General features: G+C 71.3%; 20 protein-coding genes. 8 read left to right on the top strand and 12 right to left on the bottom strand.

Annotation, left to right across the window (positions count from 1 at the left end; genetic code table 11):
* The 5 genes from ACWCO3_RS16775 to ACWCO3_RS16755 form a co-directional block, all read left to right on the top strand.
* Nucleotides 1–450 (top strand): sensor histidine kinase (locus tag ACWCO3_RS16775; RefSeq protein WP_450010760.1); only part of this gene is annotated, 450 nt, incomplete at its 5' end.
* Nucleotides 447–1,142: a response regulator gene (locus ACWCO3_RS16770; protein WP_145783912.1), complete on the top strand. Its 696-nt coding sequence runs from the start codon at nt 447–449 to the stop codon at nt 1,140–1,142. The genes ACWCO3_RS16775 and ACWCO3_RS16770, both read left to right, overlap by 4 nt.
* Nucleotides 1,143–1,222: 80 nt before the next feature.
* Nucleotides 1,223–2,116 carry an ABC transporter ATP-binding protein gene (locus ACWCO3_RS16765; RefSeq protein WP_357932454.1) on the top strand — a complete coding sequence of 298 codons (894 nt, stop codon included), beginning with the start codon at nt 1,223–1,225 and terminating at the stop codon, nt 2,114–2,116.
* Entirely contained in the window at nt 2,113–3,174 is a 1,062-nt protein-coding gene (locus ACWCO3_RS16760; RefSeq protein WP_450010757.1) for an ABC transporter permease, read from the top strand. Before ACWCO3_RS16765 ends, ACWCO3_RS16760 begins: the two co-directional genes overlap by 4 nt.
* 175 nt (nt 3,175–3,349) lie before the next feature.
* On the top strand, nt 3,350–5,140 hold the full coding sequence (locus ACWCO3_RS16755) for a carbohydrate binding domain-containing protein (protein WP_145783918.1): 1,791 nt from the start codon (nt 3,350–3,352) through the stop codon (nt 5,138–5,140).
* A gap of 76 nt (nt 5,141–5,216) precedes the next feature.
* Here ACWCO3_RS16755 and ACWCO3_RS16750 read toward each other — a convergent pair whose 3' ends face one another.
* Nucleotides 5,217–6,299 (bottom strand): peptidoglycan-binding protein, encoded by a 1,083-nt coding sequence (locus ACWCO3_RS16750; RefSeq protein ID WP_450010755.1) that lies wholly within the window; start codon nt 6,297–6,299, stop codon nt 5,217–5,219.
* Between the two features lie 250 nt (nt 6,300–6,549).
* Between ACWCO3_RS16750 and ACWCO3_RS16745 the strand changes: the two genes are divergently transcribed.
* On the top strand, nt 6,550–7,656 hold the full coding sequence (locus ACWCO3_RS16745) for an RICIN domain-containing protein (RefSeq protein WP_357932443.1): 1,107 nt from the start codon (nt 6,550–6,552) through the stop codon (nt 7,654–7,656).
* Nucleotides 7,657–7,668: 12 nt separating this feature from the next.
* Here ACWCO3_RS16745 and ACWCO3_RS16740 read toward each other — a convergent pair whose 3' ends face one another.
* From ACWCO3_RS16740 to ACWCO3_RS16730, 3 genes are all read right to left on the bottom strand, one after another.
* Nucleotides 7,669–8,295 carry a DUF402 domain-containing protein gene (locus ACWCO3_RS16740; protein WP_450010753.1) on the bottom strand — a complete coding sequence of 209 codons (627 nt, stop codon included), beginning with the start codon at nt 8,293–8,295 and terminating at the stop codon, nt 7,669–7,671.
* Nucleotides 8,296–8,361: 66 nt separating this feature from the next.
* On the bottom strand, nt 8,362–8,685 hold the full coding sequence (locus ACWCO3_RS16735) for a nuclear transport factor 2 family protein (protein WP_145783925.1): 324 nt from the start codon (nt 8,683–8,685) through the stop codon (nt 8,362–8,364).
* A gap of 59 nt (nt 8,686–8,744) precedes the next feature.
* A complete protein-coding gene (locus ACWCO3_RS16730; protein ID WP_145783927.1) occupies nt 8,745–9,575 on the bottom strand; it encodes an SDR family NAD(P)-dependent oxidoreductase in 831 nt (276 codons plus the stop codon).
* 58 nt (nt 9,576–9,633) lie between these two features.
* Here ACWCO3_RS16730 and ACWCO3_RS16725 point away from each other — a divergent pair, with 58 nt between their 5' ends.
* A complete protein-coding gene (locus ACWCO3_RS16725) occupies nt 9,634–10,290 on the top strand; it encodes a TetR/AcrR family transcriptional regulator (RefSeq protein ID WP_450010751.1) in 657 nt (218 codons plus the stop codon).
* A gap of 91 nt (nt 10,291–10,381) precedes the next feature.
* Here ACWCO3_RS16725 and ACWCO3_RS16720 read toward each other — a convergent pair whose 3' ends face one another.
* The 8 genes from ACWCO3_RS16720 to pgsA form a co-directional block, all read right to left on the bottom strand.
* The gene (locus tag ACWCO3_RS16720; RefSeq protein WP_357932593.1) at nt 10,382–10,486 is read right to left on the bottom strand and encodes a DUF397 domain-containing protein; all 105 of its coding nucleotides are present in this window, start codon (nt 10,484–10,486) and stop codon (nt 10,382–10,384) included.
* Between the two features lie 146 nt (nt 10,487–10,632).
* Complete coding sequence (locus ACWCO3_RS16715; protein WP_145783932.1) at nt 10,633–11,385, bottom strand: YebC/PmpR family DNA-binding transcriptional regulator; 753 nt, start codon at nt 11,383–11,385, stop codon at nt 10,633–10,635.
* A 259-nt stretch (nt 11,386–11,644) separates the two neighbouring features.
* Nucleotides 11,645–12,247 carry a pyridoxal 5'-phosphate synthase glutaminase subunit PdxT gene (gene pdxT / locus ACWCO3_RS16710; RefSeq protein WP_145785762.1) on the bottom strand — a complete coding sequence of 201 codons (603 nt, stop codon included), beginning with the start codon at nt 12,245–12,247 and terminating at the stop codon, nt 11,645–11,647.
* A gap of 8 nt (nt 12,248–12,255) precedes the next feature.
* The gene (gene pdxS / locus ACWCO3_RS16705; RefSeq protein WP_145783934.1) at nt 12,256–13,173 is read right to left on the bottom strand and encodes a pyridoxal 5'-phosphate synthase lyase subunit PdxS; all 918 of its coding nucleotides are present in this window, start codon (nt 13,171–13,173) and stop codon (nt 12,256–12,258) included.
* A 137-nt stretch (nt 13,174–13,310) separates the two neighbouring features.
* Nucleotides 13,311–13,814 (bottom strand): hypothetical protein, encoded by a 504-nt coding sequence (locus ACWCO3_RS16700; RefSeq protein ID WP_145783937.1) that lies wholly within the window; start codon nt 13,812–13,814, stop codon nt 13,311–13,313.
* Nucleotides 13,815–13,895: 81 nt separating this feature from the next.
* Nucleotides 13,896–15,056 (bottom strand): glycosyltransferase family 4 protein, encoded by a 1,161-nt coding sequence (locus tag ACWCO3_RS16695; RefSeq protein ID WP_145783939.1) that lies wholly within the window; start codon nt 15,054–15,056, stop codon nt 13,896–13,898.
* A gap of 58 nt (nt 15,057–15,114) precedes the next feature.
* Nucleotides 15,115–16,047 (bottom strand): phosphatidylinositol mannoside acyltransferase, encoded by a 933-nt coding sequence (locus ACWCO3_RS16690; protein ID WP_358163724.1) that lies wholly within the window; start codon nt 16,045–16,047, stop codon nt 15,115–15,117.
* Nucleotides 16,048–16,090: 43 nt separating this feature from the next.
* Entirely contained in the window at nt 16,091–16,720 is a 630-nt protein-coding gene (gene pgsA, locus ACWCO3_RS16685) for a phosphatidylinositol phosphate synthase (RefSeq protein ID WP_145783942.1), read from the bottom strand.
* Between the two features lie 250 nt (nt 16,721–16,970).
* Between pgsA and ACWCO3_RS16680 the strand changes: the two genes are divergently transcribed.
* Nucleotides 16,971–17,703: GTP-binding protein (locus ACWCO3_RS16680; RefSeq protein WP_450010748.1), on the top strand; the 733-nt coding region annotated here is incomplete at its 3' end.

Here is a 17,703-nt window from a genome sequence, read left to right as displayed (position 1 = left end):
GCCGCTGGCGGCGTCGAGCGGATCGGCGAGCTGGTCGAGCGGGCCCGCGTCGCCGGCCTGACGGCAACCCTCGGGGTGTACGGCGACGCTGTCGCGTTGCCCGAGTCGGTCTCGCAGGCGGCCTACCGGGTGACGCAGGAGGCGGTCACCAACACCCTGAAGCACGCCGGGGCGGACCTGTTGGACGTACGGGTCCGGTATCTGGCCCGGGAGGTGGAGGTCGACGTGACCGACGACGGACGGGCCGGCGGCCGGACCAACACCCAGGGTCTGGGGCTGATCGGGATGCGCGAACGGGTCACCGCCCACGACGGCGACCTGGAGGCCGGGCCGCGCGCCGGCGGCGGTTGGCGGGTACGCGCCCGCTTCCCGCTGGCCTCGGCGGCGGGCACGCGGCATCAGCCGGGCGACGAGCGACTCCTGGTCGCCGACGGGGAGGGCAGGGCATGAGCACCGCCGATCAGACGGTTCGGGTTCTTCTCGCCGACGACCAGCACCTCGTCCGCACCGGCTTCCGGGTCATCCTCGAGGTGGAGGACGACATCGAGGTGGTCGGCGAGGCCGCCGACGGCGAACGCGCCGTCAGCATGACCCGGGCCACCAGCCCCGACGTCGTACTCATGGATGTGGAGATGCCCGGGATGGACGGCCTGGAGGCCACCCGGCAGATCACCGCCGACGGGCCCGCTGCGCCCGCGGTGCTCATCCTCACGACGTTCGACCGCGACGACTACCTGTTCGCCGCGCTGCGGGCCGGGGCCAGTGGCTTCCTGCTCAAGAACGGCACGCCGGAGGAACTGGTCGAGGCGATCCGCGTGCTGGCCCGGGGTGACGGCCTGCTCGCCCCGGAGATCACCCGGCGGGTGATCTCCACGTTCGCCCGCCCCGGTGACCCGACGGGTACCGCCCACCGAGGCCCGGACGCCGACGCCGCGCTGGCCGAGCTGACGCCACGGGAACGCGAGGTGCTGGTGCTGCTCGCCGCCGGATCGAGCAACGCGGAGATCGCCGCGACCATCCACCTGGGCGAGGCGACGGTGAAGACGCACGTGAGCCGGGTGCTGGCCAAACTCGGCCTGCGCGACCGCGTGCAGGCGGTGGTGTTCGCCTACGAGAACGGGGTGGTCCGACCCGGGGGCTGACCGCCGTCCGCCGCGAGGCGGACCGCCCGCTCAGCCGCCGGACGGACGGCGGGCCGGCGTATTCGATCTAGCGTGGGTCCGTGACCAGAACGCTCCGCCTCGACGGTGTCGACCGCAGTTTCGGCGACCGGCAGGTGCTCAAGAACGTGTCCTTCGAGGTGACCGCCGGACGGATGACCGGCTTCGTGGGCGCCAACGGCGCCGGCAAGACCACCACCATGCGGATCATCCTGGGTGTGCTCTCTCCCGACGCCGGCGAGGTGAGCTGGGGCGGTACGAAGCTGACCCGGCAGGACCGTCGACGCTTCGGCTACATGCCGGAGGAGCGGGGCCTCTACCCGAAGATGACCACCCGGGAGCAGGTGACCTACCTCGGCCGGCTGCACGGTCTGGACGCAGCCGCGGCACGACGGTCCACCGACACCCTGCTGGAACGGGTCGGGCTCGGTGAACGCGGTGACGACCTGCTGGAGACGCTGTCGCTGGGCAACCAGCAACGCGCCCAGATCGCCGCCGCGCTGGTGCACGACCCCGAGGTGCTGGTGCTCGACGAACCGTTCTCCGGCCTCGACCCGCTGGCCGTCGACACCGTCGTCACCGTGCTGCGGGAACGGGCCTCGGCCGGAGCGCCGGTGCTCTTCTCCAGCCACCAACTCGACGTCGTGGAACGCCTCTGCGACGACCTGGTGATCATCGGAGCCGGGGTGATCCGGGCCGCTGGCAGCCGACAGCAGCTACGCGACTCGTACACGATGCCGCGCTTCGAGCTGGTGGTGGCGAGCGACGCCGGCTGGGTCCGCGACCACCCCGGGGTGACGGTGGTCGAGTTGGACGGCCCGCGGGTGGTCTTCGACCTGCCCGCCGGCGCCGACGAGCAACAGGTGTTGCAGGCAGCCCTCGCCCGCGGCCCGGTCCGCGCCTTCCGCCCGGTCAGCCCCTCGCTCACCGAGATCTTCCGAGAGGTCACCCAGTGAATGTCACCCAGGCCACCCGGTTGGTCGCCGAACGCGAGATCCGGGTCAAGCTCCGCGACCGGACGTTCCTGTTCGGCACCCTGTTCTTCCTGCTGATCGCCGCGGCCGGCACCATCCTGCCGCCGCTGCTCTCCGGCGGCCCGGACAGCGTGGCCGTCACCCAGGAGGCCGCCGGCCCGCTGCGCGACGCCGGACTCGACGTCCAGGTCGTGGCCGACGACCGGGCCGCCGAGCAGGCCGTCCGCGACGGTGACGTGGACGCGGCTGTGGTCTCCGGCCCGAAGGTGCTCGCGATGGACGAGTCACCCACCGATGTGGTCCAGGCGCTGAGCAGCTCGCCGCCCGTGCAGTTGCTCGACCCGGACGCGGTCGACCCGGTGGTGGCGTTCCTGGTGCCGTTCGTCTTCGCGTTCGTCTTCTTCATCACCTCACAGACCTTCGGCCTGCAGATCGCGCAGAGCGTCACCGAGGAGAAGCAGACCCGGATCGTGGAGATCCTGGTCGCCGCCGTGCCGGTCCGGGCCCTGCTGGCCGGAAAAGTGGTGGCCGGCGCCATCCTGGCGTTCGCGCAGATCGCGCTCATCGCCGTGGTGGCGGTGATCGGCATGCAGATCGGCGACAGTGGCGGCCTGCTCGGCCTGCTCGCCCCGGCGATCGGCTGGTTCGTGCCGTTCTTCGTGATCGGTTTCGTGCTGCTCGCGGCGATGTGGGCGGCGGCCGGCGCACTGGCCAACCGGCAGGAGGACATCGCCGCGGTGTCGACGCCGGTGCAGCTCGCCGTCATGCTGCCGTTCTTCGCGGTGATCTTCCTGAACGACAACGACACCGCGATGCGGGTGCTGTCCTACCTGCCGTTCTCGTCGCCCACGGCCATGCCGCTGCGGCTGTTCACCGGCGACGCGGCCGGCTGGGAACCGTTCGTCTCGCTGGTCATCCTGGTGCTCGCCGCCGGCGCGTTCCTGGTCGCCGGTGCCCGGGTGTACGAGGGTTCGCTCCTGCGCACCAACGGCCGGACCTCCCTGCGTACCGCCTGGCGGGAGCGGGAGACGATCGGCTGAGCCGACGGTTCGCGCGCGGGCGCCGGTGTCCTGGTCGGACACCGGCGCCCGCTGCCGAACGGCACCGGTCCGAATACTGTTCGGCGGCTGCGAACAGGGCGAACGCTCCTACGGTGAGCCGATCCTCACGGCAACGACCTGGTCGTCGCCGGTTTTCGGACCGGAAAGGCTCTCGATGTCCCCACCGATCGACCCACGGCACCTCCGTCGTCTCCTCAGCGCGGTGCTCGCCGTCGTCCTCGCCAGCACCCTCGCCGCCCTCGTCCGGCCCACGCCGGCCGCCGCCGTCTCGGGTGACCTCATCCTCAACGGCACGTTCGACAACGGCAGCACCCAGCCCTGGTGGACCCGGCTCGCCTCGACCAGCACGACTGTCAACGCCGGGCAACTGCGCGTCCGCACCAGCGCGACGGTCGGCAAGCCCGTCTGGGAGGACCTGGTCGGCCACTTCGAGTTCGGCGTGACGGCGGCGCAACGGTACCGGTTGCAGTTCGACGCCACCGCCGACGTCAGCCGCTCGCTACGCGTCTCGGTCTCCCGGGCGGACACGCCCTTCACCTCCGCCGTCGACCAGAGCGTCGCGCTCACCCCGACGATGCGCCGGTTCACCTTCGACTTCGTGTCCCCGTTCGGTGACCCGAAGGCGGTACTCCTGTTCCACTTCGGTGGCCAGGCCGCCTCGACGGTCCGGTTGGACAACATCTCGCTCACCCCGCTGGCCGTCGACCCGGCCACCGACCCGATCCTGTACTGGAACGGCGTCCTCCTGGCCACGTACAAGGCTCTGGACCTGCCACCCACCACCTCGTCCCGCGAGGCCGCCATCCTGCACGCGGCGATGCACGACGCCGCCGTCTCGGTCACCGGCGTCGGCAGCCCCTATCGGGTACGAGTGCCGGTCAGCTACCCCGGCACCATGGACAACGTCGTGGCGCCGTCCCTGCACGCGGCCATCGACCGGGCCGCGTACGACGTGCTGACCGCCCTCTACGGCGGGCAGGGTCAGTCCTACTCCCAGGCTCTCGCCGGTGCCGTGGCGCTCCGGCCGTCCGGGGTGAACGCCGCCGAGGTCGCCCGGGGTGACACCGTCGGCGCGGCGGCGGCCACCGCCAACCTTCAGGCCCGCGCCAACGACGGCTCCGGCAACAACACGCCCTACCAGCTGGACGGCGTACCCGGGTCCTGGCGGCCGACCAACGGCAAGGCGGCGGTCAGCCCGAACTGGGGCCTGGTCACCCCGTTCGCGCTCACCTCCGGCCGGCAGTTCCGCCCCGGTCTACCGGCCGGGGCAACCGGGTACGCCGACCTGCTCGGCAGAGCGGAGTACTCCGCGCAGGTGCAGGAGATCCGCGACTACGGCGGTCGGACGCCGTCGCTGCGGACCCCCGAACAGACGCAGATCGCGTTCTTCTGGGCCAACGACCTGGGTGGTACCTACAAACCACCGGGTCAGCTGTTCGCGCACACCCGAATCGTGTCGGAGCAGCGCCAGCTCGGCATCCTGGCCAACGCCCGGCTCTTCGGCCTGGTCGCCTTGGCGCTCGCCGACGCCGCCATCGCCGCCTGGGACGCCAAGTACCAGACACCGATCGACCTGTGGCGGCCGGTGTCCGCCATCGAGGCGGCGGGCGGCGTCGGTTGGCAGCCGCTGTCACAGGATCGCGCCGGGGTCCCGTACACGCCGGCCTTCCCGGCCTACATCTCCGGGCACGCCACCTTCGCGGGGGCCTGGTCCGCCGTCATGAAGAGGTTCTTCGGCACCGACGCGATCGCCTTCGACGCGACCACCGACGATCCGCACGCGCAGGGCGTGGTCCGGCGCATGACCGGCTTCGACCACGCCGCCGAGGAGAACGCGCTCAGCCGGATCTACCTCGGTGTGCACTACCGGTTCGACGCGGACGCCGGACTCGCCACCGGACGCTCGGTGGGCGCGTACGTCTACGCCAACCTCCTGCGACCGTGAGTCGTCAGTCGGTGTAGCCCACGCGGGCTGCTCCCCGCCCGGCCTACGGGGGCGGGCGGGGAGCAGCACGTCTCGGTCACGGCAGCGGGGCGCAGTCCCAGTGCTCGAAGCTGGTGGTACGCGACCACACGTCCCGCGCGGCCCGGACGTTCCACACCGGATCGAGCGCGGTCCGACGGTCGACGCCGAGGCGGGACAACTCCACATCGCTGAACTGGAACACCCCCCAGCGCCGTGACCCGTCCGCGGCGATCTCCACCCGGTACGGGTCGAGCCCGGACAGGCACCGCGCCACCTGCACCGCTGCCGCCGGATCCTCCGGGAACGCCTTCCGCACGTACCTTCCGACCCGCTCCTCCGGCCACCTTGCCGCCACCACATCGCCCGACAGTTCGTCGAGCATCCTGCCGTCCGCGGTGCCGCTGACCGGCAGGCCACCCAGTGCCTGAAAGGCGATCAGCCGACTGGTGGTGTCCGGACCGAACCAGCCGTCCACCGGCACGAACAGTCCGCCCGCCACCAGCCGTTCCTGGAGGCTCTGCACGCACGGGCCGTACATGCCCTGGCGCAGGACGACCGGGCAGTCGTCGGTCGGCGCGTCGTCCGTCGTGGGGTTGGCGCGCGGTAGCAGCGTCCCGGCCGCGCCGACCGTCAGCACGGCGAGCAGCGCTACCGCCGCCAGCCGGAGGCGTCGACGTGCCGTCCGGGGCACGTCGGGTGACACCAACTCCGGTGGGACCGGTCCGGCAGGCGGGGCCAGGTCCGCCGGTGGAGCCGGAGCGGCCGGCGGGGCTGGGTCCGCCGGCGGGGCTGGGTCGGCGGGCGGGGCCGTGGTGGTCCCCGTTTCCTGAATCGCGACGCGGTCCCGCTCGCTGAGGTGGGCCTCGATGTCGCGCCGCACCGTCAACCACCGCTCGACCTCGCCGGCCGTCGTACCGCAGGCCGCCAGCAACGCCACGACGGTACGTTCCCGGGGCAGGGTGCTCCGCCCCAGCATCGTGGCCAACGTGCTCGGCGGAAGCCAGTGTCCGGTGGCCGAGGCCCGGCGGGAAACCTCCCGGTAGGTCAGGCCGGAGCGCCGACGGACGTCTCGGAGCAGCGCGACGTACTCCCCCGCAGTGGTCGCCTGCGGCGCCAGATCCAGGGCAGCGTCATCCATCGAATCCCCCAGGTCGTCGGTGTCGTCGGGTCCGGACCGGTGCCGGTCCGAACCCGTGGGCCGTACGCCGTCAGCGGCGCGGCCATCGAGGAAGACGCTAGAGAAGGCCGTCGGCCGGAACAATGGCCTGGCCGCCCCGGTGCAGTGTCCGCGCAGCTCAAGGCCACCTGTCCGGGTTTTGTCCGACCATCTCGGACAGTCGCTGGACCCCGGCTTGCCCCCGCTGCTGCACGGTCGGGAGAATCGGGCGATGTCCACGGGGGAACTACGACCGGACGAGGCGGCCGACCCGACCGAGTTCGTCGACCTGCTACGCCAACTCAAGGACCGGTCGCGGCTCACGTACCGCCAGTTGGAGCAACGCGCGGCGGCGGTCGGTGACGTGCTGGCCCGCAGCACGGCGGCGGACATCGTCCGTCGGAACACGCTGCCGCGACCCGAGGTGGTGGCCGCCTTCGTCCGGGCCTGCGGTGCCGGCGACGAAGTCGAGGCGTGGCTGCGGGCGCGGCACCGCCTCGCGGTGGGTGCCTACGCACCGGAGCCGCCCACGCCCGACCAGCCGTCCACGGACCGCACCGCGCCCGACCAACCGTCGCCCGACCACCCGTCGCCCGACCGCCCGCCCACCGAGGCCACGGTGCCGGGGGTGGTGGACGGGAGCGCGACCCGTTCGCGGTGGTTCACGCGGCCCGTGCCGCTGGCGCTGCCTCTCGTCGGCACCCTGCTGGTCGCGATCGGCGTCGGTGTCTGGATCCAGCGGCCCGATGACAAGCAGCGAAGGACACCGCTCGGCGAATCGACCACCTCGGCGAGCGCCGGCCCGGCATCCACACCGGACGGCGGCGCCGGCCCGTCGGCCACATCGGACGTCAGTGCCAGCCCGACGCTCGCGCCGAGCGCTCGGCTGAGCCAGATCCGGCCCGCCCGAAGTCCGCAGCTCTGTGTCACGGAGGGGCGGGATCGCACCGGCCAGTACCGGCACGAGGTGGCGGTTCAGCGGCCCTGCGCGGAGGCCACCCCGCCGGACACCTACCTGGAGCCGGTGTCGGACGGGGTGTACTTCATCAAGTGGAACCACCCGGCGCACGGGGTGGGGTGCCTCAGTGTCCGGGACGAGGATCCCGGGCGGAACATGCTCGAACCCGTGATCGACTGCTCCAGTGCCAAATCGTCCCGGCTGTTCCGGTTCGAGTCGACCGGATCGACGCCGACCTCGTACCGCATCCGGCCGGCCGGCGGCGATCTGTGCGTCGGCCTGCGCGACGACGACACCGAGGTCTCGGCCGAGGCGCTCGCCGAGCCGTGCACCAACGGAGCGGACCAGGTGTTCCTGGTCGACACACTGCCGGGCCGCTGAGCCGAGGGCCGCTCAGCGGGCCGGGGGCACCCGGTCCCAACCGACCGGCAGCGGCGGCGCGGACCAGGCCGGCTCAGGCTGCCATGTCGCCCACGCCGGGTCCCACCACCGTTCACCGGCGTCGAGCAGCGCGGCGATCCGGTCGCCCTCGGCCTGGATCGCGTCACCCATGCCCGGGTAGCGCCCCTCGACGAGGCGCTGGGCGAACAACTCCACGTCCTTCCAGACGTACCGGTCGGCGTCCGCACCCCACCACAGGTCCAGCTCGTGGTCCAGGGTGTCCACCCCGATCGGGGTACGCCGCACCGGATCCTGGAGGTTGAAGTACCAGCCGGCGAATTCGCGACCCGGCCCCGTCCAGAACACGTCGACCGAGTGCGCCTCACCGGGGCGTTGCAGCATCAACTTGCCGTGGCCCGACCAGGAGCGGTGCCCGGCGGTCTCCCACGGGTGCCTCCCGCACGGGAAGGCACCGGCCGCCGGGAAGCCGAACTCGGCGCCCGGCGGGAGGTAGAGCGCGAGCAGGTCGGGCGAGTCCTCGACGCAGATCGTCGGGCAGGCGAACCACACCTCGCCGCGCAGCACCTCACGCCGCACCACAGTGTCGCCGGGCGCGAACCGGTCCGCCACCACTGTCACCTCCGCACTCTCCCCACCGAGGTCTCAGGCCGGAGCAGCCCTCGGGCAGCCCCGGCCGATCACGAGTCAGACGGGCTCGATCGTGAGGTCGGTGACCTGGTCGTCCTTGATATCAAACACGAGGGCGAAGGACAGAGGCCCGCCGGGGAAGTCACCGTCCCCGGAGGCCACCAGCCGGTCGTCCGCGAACGAGGTCGGCGTGAGCACGACCTTGGGGTTGATCAGGTGCCCCTGGATCCACTCGCGGATCTCGGCCTCGCCGGCCCAGGTCTGCCCGTCATCGCGTACGGTGGCCCCGTCGCCGAAGACCGCGGCCAGCGCGTTCGCGTCGTGCGCGTTGGTGGCCGTGATGAAGGTGTCGACGGCCTTGGGCAGAGTGATGTCGTTCATTTCTGTTCTCCAGTTTTCTTGATTGTCAGGACGCGGGCGCGTGCTGGTATGGGCGTGCGTCAGAAGTCCGCCCCTCGGGAGAGCTTCTCGTTGGCGCGCAGCTCCGCGAGTGCGTTCTCATGCATCGCGACGACAACGTCGTAGCCGGAGTTGCCGAGCACGATCCGTTTCGGCGGAACGGGTGCGTTCATCGCGCTCATCACGGCCCGCACTCCGCGGACGGGGTCTCCTGCCTGCTTGCCGTCGTGGTCCACGAACGCCGCCTTGACGCTCTCGACCATCGGCACGTAGGCGTCGACGATCTCGTTGACGTCCTCGTTCTGGAAGTAGGCGAAGGCCTTGGTGCGGAATGCTCCCGGCTCCACGACGAGCACGCGCACACCGAACGGCTCAACTTCCTGGCGCAGTGTCTCCGACACTCCTTCGACCGCGAACTTCGCCGCCGCGTAGTAGCCAAACCCCAGTGCGCCGACGAGGCCTGCCACCGACGACATGTTCACGATCCAGCCGTTGCCGCGTGCCCGCATACCGGGCAGGACCGCGCGCACCATCTCGACCACGGCGAACAGGTTGAGGTCGAACGTGCGGCGGATCGTCTCGTCCGGGGCACCCTCGATCGAGCCGTACCAGCCACGACCCGCGCTGTTGACGAGCACGTCGATCCCGCCGAACCGCTCCTCGGCCGCCTTGACCGCCGCACGCACCTGGTCGGCATCGGTGACGTCGAGCTGGAGCACCAGCACACGGTCGCCGTGTGATTCAGCCCACTCTCGCAGTTCGGAGGGCCGACGCGAGGTCACCACCACCTGATCGCCCTGCTCCAGGGCAGCCTCCGCGTAGACCAGGCCGAACCCTCCGGGCGTCCCACCCGTGATGAACCAAGTCCTCATGGACTTCCCCCTTCGCTATATCAGCCAATGTAGCGCTACATGAGCTACCATAGCAAACATGCAGAACGCACGGGATCGACTCCTGCTCGCCGCGGCGGAGTTGTTGCAGGCCGGCGGCACGGTGTCCACTCGGGCGGTGTGCGAACGCGCCGGAGTACAGGCCCCCACGCTGTACCACCACTTCGGCAGCAAGCAGGGCCTGATCGACGCCGTGGTCAACCACGGCTTCACCCAGTACACAACTGTCGAGAGCTCTGGCAACCCGCTCGACGACCTACGCGAGGGCTGGGACAGACACGTGCAGTTCGGGCTGGAGCACCCGTCGTTCTACGGGCTGCTCTACGGCCGCGTCGAGCCGGGAAAGCCCTGCGTGGTCACCGCTCCCGCGCACGCCGCGTTGCGCGAGCGGTTCACCGACGCCGCCGCCCAGGGCCTGCTCACGGTGCCCGCGGACGACGCCGCCGAACAGGTGCTCGCCGCCAACGTCGGCATCACGCTCACCTTGATCAGCCAGCCGGAGCCGGACTTCGGGCTGTCCGAACGCGTCCGCGAGGCCGCGCTGGCCGGAGTCCTGCACACGCCCTCCACCGACGCCCCCGCGAGCCGCGCAAGCGCCGCACTGACATTGCGTGCGCTGGTCGGCAACGACCCGGGCGACCTCACCCCTGGCGAACAGGCGCTGCTCGGCGAGCTGCTGGACCGCCTGGCCCGCTAGGGGCTGCGGCGGAGTAGGTCAAAGCCGCTGGTTGATCGCGGCGAGGCGCACGGAAGCCCTGACACTCATGGGTGTCAGGGCTTCTCGGTGATCAGCGTGCGGTGCCGATTCTCTTTGCCAGGCTGACGAAGCTCCGCCACGATGCCTGCCCGAAAGTCAGCGCTCCGCCGTCCGGGTTCTTGCTGTTTTCGCCGATGTTGGGGTATCCCGGGGCTCGGATACCGCGATGTCGCCGACTTGGTGTGGATCATGGCGGGTGGTTGGTCGTACCAAGGCGGAGGGGGCCGGTGACGGCCCCCTCCGTTGCGGTTTGGCGCCGGCTACCGTTGCGGGCTGCCGCCCTCAGGCGTCGACGGCCGCCATCACGTCGTCGCTGACGTCGAAGTTCGCGTAGACGTTCTGCACGTCGTCGCAGTCTTCCAGCACGTCGATCAGCTTGAAGACCTTACGCGCGCCCTCCTCGTCCAGCGGAATGTTCATGCTGGGGATGAGGGAGGACTCGGCCGACTCGTACTCGATGCCGGCGTCCTGCAGGGCGGTGCGGACCGCGATCAGGTCGGTCGGCTCGGACACCACCTCGTACGCCTCACCGAGGTCGTTGACCTCCTCGGCGCCGGCGTCGAGGACGGCCATCATCACGTCGTCCTCGCTGGTGCCCTCCTTGGGGACGATCACCACGCCCTTGCGGGAGAACATGTACGACACCGAGCCGGCGTCGGCCAGCGAGCCGCCGTTGCGGGTCAGCGCGGTGCGCACCTCGGTCGCCGCCCGGTTGCGGTTGTCGGTGAGGCACTCGATCAGCATCGCGACGCCGTTCGGGCCGTACCCCTCGTACATGATCGTCTGCCAGTCGGCGCCGCCGGCCTCCAGGCCTGAGCCGCGCTTGACGGCGCGATCGATGTTGTCGTTCGGCACCGAGCTCTTCTTCGCCTTCTGGATCGCGTCGAAGAGAGTCGGGTTACCGGAGGGGTCGCCGCCACCGGTGCGCGCGGCCACCTCGACGTTCTTGATCAGCTTGGCGAACATCTTGCCGCGCTTGGCGTCGATGACGGCCTTCTTGTGCTTGGTCGTCGCCCACTTTGAGTGGCCGGACATCTTCTACCTCCGTCTGTCATTCCACGCCTGCATCGACTGCCGCACCGACGACGCGCCGCATCGGGCGGTCCGGCGGCCGGTCGGCTCCGCGGGAATGCCGCGCCGGGCGACGGCCCTGCCGAACCGCGGCAATCTTACCGAGGTCACACCCGGGCGTGTCACATCCGGCACCCGCCGGGGTGCCGCCGGTGACCCGCAGGACAACCAGCCAGGGCCGGAGAACATGCCCGCCGTTCTGAGGGCGGCACCGCCCGACCGCTCAGGCGGCCCGCACCAGGTCCACGAAGTACGCGTGCACCCGCAGGTCACCCGTTAACTCCGGGTGGAACGAGGTGGCCAGCAGGTTGCCCTGCCGGACCGCCACGATCCGGTCGGCGGCCGGACCACCGGTCACCGTGCCGATCACCTCGACACCGGCACCGACCCGCTCGACCCAGGGCGCCCGGATGAACACCGCGTGGAACGGCTCCCCCGGCACCCCGGTGATCTCCACCGGGGCCTCGAACGAGTCGACCTGCCGACCGAACGCGTTGCGCCGCACTGTCATGTCGATGCCGGCGAAGCCACGCTGGTCGGGTCGGCCGTCCAGCACCGCCGTGGCCAGCATGATCATGCCGGCGCAGGAACCGTAGACCGGCATGCCGTCGGCGATCCGCTTGTCGATCGGCTCGCGCATCTCGAAGATGTCGGTGAGCTTGCTGATGGTGGTGGACTCGCCCCCGGGAATCACCAGGCCGTCGACCGTGTCCAGCTCCGTCGGACGACGCACCGGGCGGGCGTCCGCACCCGCCGCGGCCAGCGCCGCCACGTGCTCGCGGACGTCCCCCTGAAGCGCGAGAACACCGATCACGGGTACGGCCATGGGTCCGGTCACCAGCCCCGCTCGGCCAGGCGGTGCGGCTGCGGGATCTCGTCGACGTTGATGCCGACCATGGCCTCGCCGAGACCACGGGAGACCTTCGCCAGCACGTCCGGGTCGTCGTGGAAGGTGGTGGCCTTGACGATCGCGGCGGCCCGCTGGGCCGGGTTACCGGCCTTGAAGATGCCCGAGCCGACGAAGACACCCTCCGCACCGAGCTGCATCATCATCGCGGCGTCGGCCGGCGTGGCGATCCCACCGGCGGTGAACAGCACCACCGGCAGCTTGCCGCTCTCGGCGACCTCCTTGACCAGCTCGTACGGGGCCTGCAGCTCCTTGGCCGCGACGTACAGCTCGTCGGCCGGCAGCGAGGACAGCCGACGGATCTCCTGGCGGATCTTGCGCATGTGGGTGGTGGCGTTGGAGACGTCACCGGTGCCCGCCTCACCCTTGGAGCGGATCATGGCCGCACCCTCGGTGATCCGGCGCAGAGCCTCGCCCAGGTTGGTCGCGCCACAGACGAAGGGCACCGTGAAGGCCCACTTGTCGATGTGGTTCGCGTAGTCGGCCGGGGTCAGCACCTCGGACTCGTCGACGTAGTCCACGCCGAGCGACTGGAGGATCTGCGCCTCCACGAAGTGGCCGATGCGGGCCTTGGCCATCACCGGGATGGAGACCGCCTCGATGATCCCGTCGATCATGTCGGGGTCACTCATCCGGGACACCCCGCCCTGCGCGCGGATGTCGGCGGGCACCCGCTCCAGGGCCATCACCGCGACGGCGCCGGCGTCCTCAGCGATCTTGGCCTGCTCGGCGTTGACCACATCCATGATCACGCCGCCCTTCAGCATCTCGGCCATGCCACGCTTCACGCGGGCCGAGCCGACGACGGGGGCGGTACCGGTGTTCGAGGCGGTGTTTTCGGGCACGGGTCATCGCTCCTTGGACGGACTCTGGGGGGTGGCAGCAAAAATGCTACGTGCGGTTCAACGCCGCACCGACAGCCAATCAGACCCCCGGTGGCCTGCCCTGTGGCCCTGATCACCGGTCGTGCGCGACCTCCCGGTCAGGTGGCGGGGACGTCGGCGGGCACCGTCAGGGTCGGGTCGTCGATGTCGAAGTAGCGCGGCCACTCCCGGCCCCGCCCCATCCGCAACAACCGCACCAGCGGCCGGCTACGCGCCGAGCGCGCGTCCCGGACCAGATCCGTGTGCACCTGCCGGGACAGCGCCAAGCGGCGACTGGCCGCGATGACCGCCCCACAGTCCGGATCGTCCGGATCCAACTGGACGGCACGCAACTGCCGGGTCAGGTCGTTCTCCGCCGCCTCACGCTCGTCCGGGCCGGCGTCCAGGGCGATCCGGGCCGCCGCGTACAGCTCGACGCCGAAACGCCGCTCAGCCAGCACCGCGGCCGCGGCCGCCCGGCGCAGCAGGTGGGCGTCCAGGGCCCGGGCCGCCAGCTCCGCGCGACCCTGCAACCTGTCGACCCGACCGGCCGTCCAGATGAGGTACGCCGCGACCAGCCCTACGACCACGCTCGCGGCCACCACCCACCACATGTGCGGCATCGTAGTGCTGCTCCGTTTCAGCTCCGATTGGGTGCGGTCGGGCCGGTTGACCGGTCACCGCAACACCGTCAGTCACAGCGGTCAGCCCAGCCCCACCCATTCCTGGTCGATGACCCGCCCGTCGGTTGCCTCGATCGCCGCTGCGTATACCTCCAGAACACGGCGGGCAACCACCGGCCAGTCGAAATTCGCCACGACCTGATCCCCGCAGGCGGTCAACGTCGCCCGCGCGGAGGGGTCGTCCAACAGCTCGGTCAGCGCGTCGCGCAGCCCCACCGGGTCGCCGGTGGGAAAGAGCCGACCGGCGCGCCCACCGTCGAGCACCCGCCGGAACGCGTCCAGGTCGCTGGCGACAACCGTCGTACCCGCGGCCAGGGCCTCGGTGAGGATCATGCCGAACGACTCGCCACCGGTGTTCGGCGCCACGTAGAGGTGGACGCTCCGCAACATGCGCGCCTTGTCCGGTTCGGTGACCAGGCCGAGGAACGTGACGCGCTCATGCAGATCGGCCGGGAACTGGTCGTACAGGTCGTCGGGGTCACCGGGGCCGGCGACGAGCAACCGCAGCCCGGGTCGGGTGGCGGCCAGCGCCACGAACGCGTCACGCAGCACCGGGAAGCCCTTGCGCGCCTCGGTGAACCGGCCGAGGAACCCCAGCGTGCCGCCGGTACCCGGGCCCCAATCCCCCGGCCAGCCCGGCAACGGCTCGGCGTCGGCGAACTTGGCCACCGCCACCCCGTTGGGGATCTCCACGGCGCCGCCGTCCATGTGCTCCACCTGCACCTTGCGGGCCAGCGCGCTGACCGCGATCCGGGCGGTGATCCGTTCCAACACGATCTGGAGGACACCCTGCGCCGCCGCCAACACCCGGGAACGGGTCATCGCGGTGTGGAACGTGGCCACCACCGGGCCCCGCGCGGAGAGCACGGCCAGCAACGACAGGCTCAACGTGAGCGGCTCGTGCACGTGCAGCACGTCGAAGTCGCCGTTGGTGATCCAGCGCCGGACCCGGGCGGTCGAGACCGGGCCGAACGCGATCCGGGCCACCGATCCGTTGTACGGCAGCGGCACGGCACGGCCGGCGGACACCACGTACGGCGGCAGCGGCGAATCCTCGTCGGCCGGGGCGAGCACGCTGACCTCGTGACCGAGGGCGATCAACGCCTCGGCGAGGTCCATCACGTGGTTCTGCACACCGCCGGGGACGTCGAAGGAGTACGGGCACACGATGCCGATCCGCATGCGTCAGCGCCCCCTGTCCGTGATCGTGGGACACCATCCCACCGTGCCCACCTCGCCCTCAGGCCGGACCGGAGGCCGACGAGGGCAGCGCCGTGCCGTCCCCCGCCGCCCGCTGGTCCAGCCACATCCGCTGCAACATGTGCCAGTCTTCCGGATGCCGGGCGATACCCGCCGCCAGACGGTCGGCGATCAGCTGGGTCAGCGACCGGACCCGCTCGTCCAGGGGCCCCACCTCGGGCCCCGGCACCGGCAGCGGGCCGGCGAGCGACGCGCAGGCCGCGTCGGGTTCGTACCACATCGAGGCCACGTAGAGCGGCGCTCCGGTGTGCAACGCGAGCAACGCGGGCCCTGCCGGCATCCGGGTCTTCCCGCCGAAGAAGTCCACCTCCACACCACGGGCGGAGAGGTCCCGGTCGGCCAGCAGCGGCACCACCGCACCGGCACGCAACCGGTCCAGCAGCACCTCGAACGCCGGACGCGGCCCACCGTGGGTCGGCAGGATCTCCATCCCCACGCTCTCCCGGAAGGCGATGAAACGCTCGTAGACGCCCTCCGGCTTGAGTCGCTCCATGACCGTGGTGAGCGGCCAACCGGTGGCCGCCACCCAGGCCCCCGCGGCGTCCCAGTTGCCGGCGTGCGGCAACGCCACCACGGCGCCCCGGCCCGCGGCCACGTCGGCGGCGAGCATCTCGGCGCCGTCGAGCCGGAAGCCGGACAGGATCTGCGTCCGGCTCAACGACGGCAGCCGGAACGCCTCCATCCAGTACCGGGCGTAGGAGCGCAGCCCCCGCTTGACGAGATCGTCCAGCTCGGCGTCGGGCAGCTCCGGGCCGACCACCCGGCGCAGGTTCGCGCGCAGTCGGTCCGTACCCCCGCCGCCGCGTCGGTGGGCGCGGTCCGCGCCCGCCCGGAACGCCGCAGCGACCAGCGGCCGGGGTAGCGCGCGGACCACCCGCCACCCGGCGACGTAGCCCAGCTCGGTGAGGTTCACGCGGCCCGGCCGCCGGTCTTCCGGGACCGCGTCACCGCGCCGCTCACGCCTGGCCGTCCGGCTGGAGCTGCTGGGCCTGGCGGTAGACGTGCGCCATCCGCTGCCCCACCGTGAAGATCGACACGGCGGCGAGCAGCCAGAGCGCGATCTCCAGCGCCGGATCGACACCGACGCCGGTGAGGATTCCGCCGACGCCGACGATCAGCAGCCGCTCGGTGCGCTCGGCGATACCCACGTTGCAGGTCATGCCGAGACCCTCGGCGCGGGCCTTCACGTAGGAGACCAGGCTCCCGGCGGCCAGGCAGACCAGCGCGGCAGCCACCCCCGAGTAGTTGTCCTGCGTGGCCAGCCAGTACGCGACAGCGCCGAAGACGGCGCTGTCGGCGACCCGATCCATGCTCGAATCGAGGAACGCGCCGAACCTGGTGGAGCCACCGCTCATCCGGGCCATCGTCCCGTCGAGCAGGTCGGTGAGCGCGAACAGGGTGACAATCAACGCGCCCGCGACCAGATGGCCGCGGGCACCGAAGCCGAGCGCGCCGACGAGCACACCAACGGTGCCCGCGACGGTGACGGCATTGGGGGTGACGCCCGCGCGCAGAAGGGCACGGGCAATCGGCTCGACGACGCGGGTCATCCCCGCGCGGGCCGACACTTGGAAGATCTTCGCCATGGCGGTCCCCACGATAACGGTCCGCCCAGCTCCGCCGATACGGCCGGTCCCGCCGACGCGCCTGCGAGAGGCTTGTGCCTACCCGGCAACGGGTGTGAGATCGGGCCAGGGGGTGAGCCAGCTCACCCATCCACCCGTCCCGTTCCCGCTGTGCAGCAGACCACCGGAGGATATCGCCGCGCACTCGCCCCGGGCCGCTTCCCGTCGCGCGGCGGTCGCCACCCACCACCGGCTGAGGGAGGTGCGCCCGATGGCGCAGAAGAACCAGGAGAAGGGCTCCACCGGCGGCACGCCGGTCATGACCGAGCCCGAGCGGGTCCGCAACGTGGTGCTCGTCGGGCACTCCGGAGCGGGCAAGACGACACTTGTCGAGGCCCTGCTCGCGGCGACGGGCACGATCGGCCGGGCCGGCTCCGTGGTCGACGGCACCACTGTCGGCGACCACGACCCCGCCGCCGTGCGCCAACAACGCTCCGTCAGCCTGTCCTGCGCACCACTGCTGCACAACGGCATCAAGGTCAACCTCCTGGACACCCCCGGGTACGCCGACTTCGTGGGCGAGCTGCGGGCCGGGCTACGGGCCGCCGACGCCGCGCTCTTCGTCGTCTCGGCGGCGGGCGGCATGGACGCCGCCACCGTCGCGCTGTGGGAGGAGTGCGCCGCCGTCGACATGCCCCGCGCGGTCGCGGTGGCCCGACTGGACCAGCCCCGCGCCGACGTCGACGAGACGGTGGCGCTCTGCCAGCGCCTCTTCGGCGACAACGTGATGCCGCTCTACCTGCCGATGCTCGGCGACGACGGCGTGTCCACCGAGGGCCTGCTCGGCCTGATCACTCGTCGGGTCTTCGACTACAGCGCCGGGTTGCCCGCCGACGTCCGCGATCCCGACCCGGAGCACCAGCGGGCCATCGACGAGTCCCGCGACGAGCTGATCGAGGGGATCATCGCCGAGAGCGAGGACGAGACCCTGATGGACCGCAACC

Source organism: Micromonospora sp. NPDC002411, from assembly GCF_053592955.1.
The sequence above is the reverse complement of the archived record's forward strand: the minus strand, read 5'-3'. Positions and strand labels throughout refer to the sequence as shown.

Excerpts from the sequence above, each read along its gene's own strand:
- ACWCO3_RS16770 (WP_145783912.1), top strand. The coding sequence starts at position 447 with ATGAGCACCGCCGATCAGACGGTTCGGGTTCTTCTCGCCGACGACCAG.
- ACWCO3_RS16755 (WP_145783918.1), top strand. The coding sequence starts at position 3,350 with ATGTCCCCACCGATCGACCCACGGCACCTCCGTCGTCTCCTCAGCGCG.
- ACWCO3_RS16750 (WP_450010755.1), bottom strand. The coding sequence starts at position 6,299 with ATGGATGACGCTGCCCTGGATCTGGCGCCGCAGGCGACCACTGCGGGG.
- ACWCO3_RS16745 (WP_357932443.1), top strand. The coding sequence starts at position 6,550 with ATGTCCACGGGGGAACTACGACCGGACGAGGCGGCCGACCCGACCGAG.
- ACWCO3_RS16735 (WP_145783925.1), bottom strand. The coding sequence starts at position 8,685 with ATGAACGACATCACTCTGCCCAAGGCCGTCGACACCTTCATCACGGCC.
- ACWCO3_RS16730 (WP_145783927.1), bottom strand. The coding sequence starts at position 9,575 with ATGAGGACTTGGTTCATCACGGGTGGGACGCCCGGAGGGTTCGGCCTG.
- ACWCO3_RS16725 (WP_450010751.1), top strand. The coding sequence starts at position 9,634 with ATGCAGAACGCACGGGATCGACTCCTGCTCGCCGCGGCGGAGTTGTTG.
- ACWCO3_RS16715 (WP_145783932.1), bottom strand. The coding sequence starts at position 11,385 with ATGTCCGGCCACTCAAAGTGGGCGACGACCAAGCACAAGAAGGCCGTC.
- pdxT (WP_145785762.1), bottom strand. The coding sequence starts at position 12,247 with ATGGCCGTACCCGTGATCGGTGTTCTCGCGCTTCAGGGGGACGTCCGC.
- ACWCO3_RS16700 (WP_145783937.1), bottom strand. The coding sequence starts at position 13,814 with ATGCCGCACATGTGGTGGGTGGTGGCCGCGAGCGTGGTCGTAGGGCTG.
- ACWCO3_RS16695 (WP_145783939.1), bottom strand. The coding sequence starts at position 15,056 with ATGCGGATCGGCATCGTGTGCCCGTACTCCTTCGACGTCCCCGGCGGT.
- pgsA (WP_145783942.1), bottom strand. The coding sequence starts at position 16,720 with ATGGCGAAGATCTTCCAAGTGTCGGCCCGCGCGGGGATGACCCGCGTC.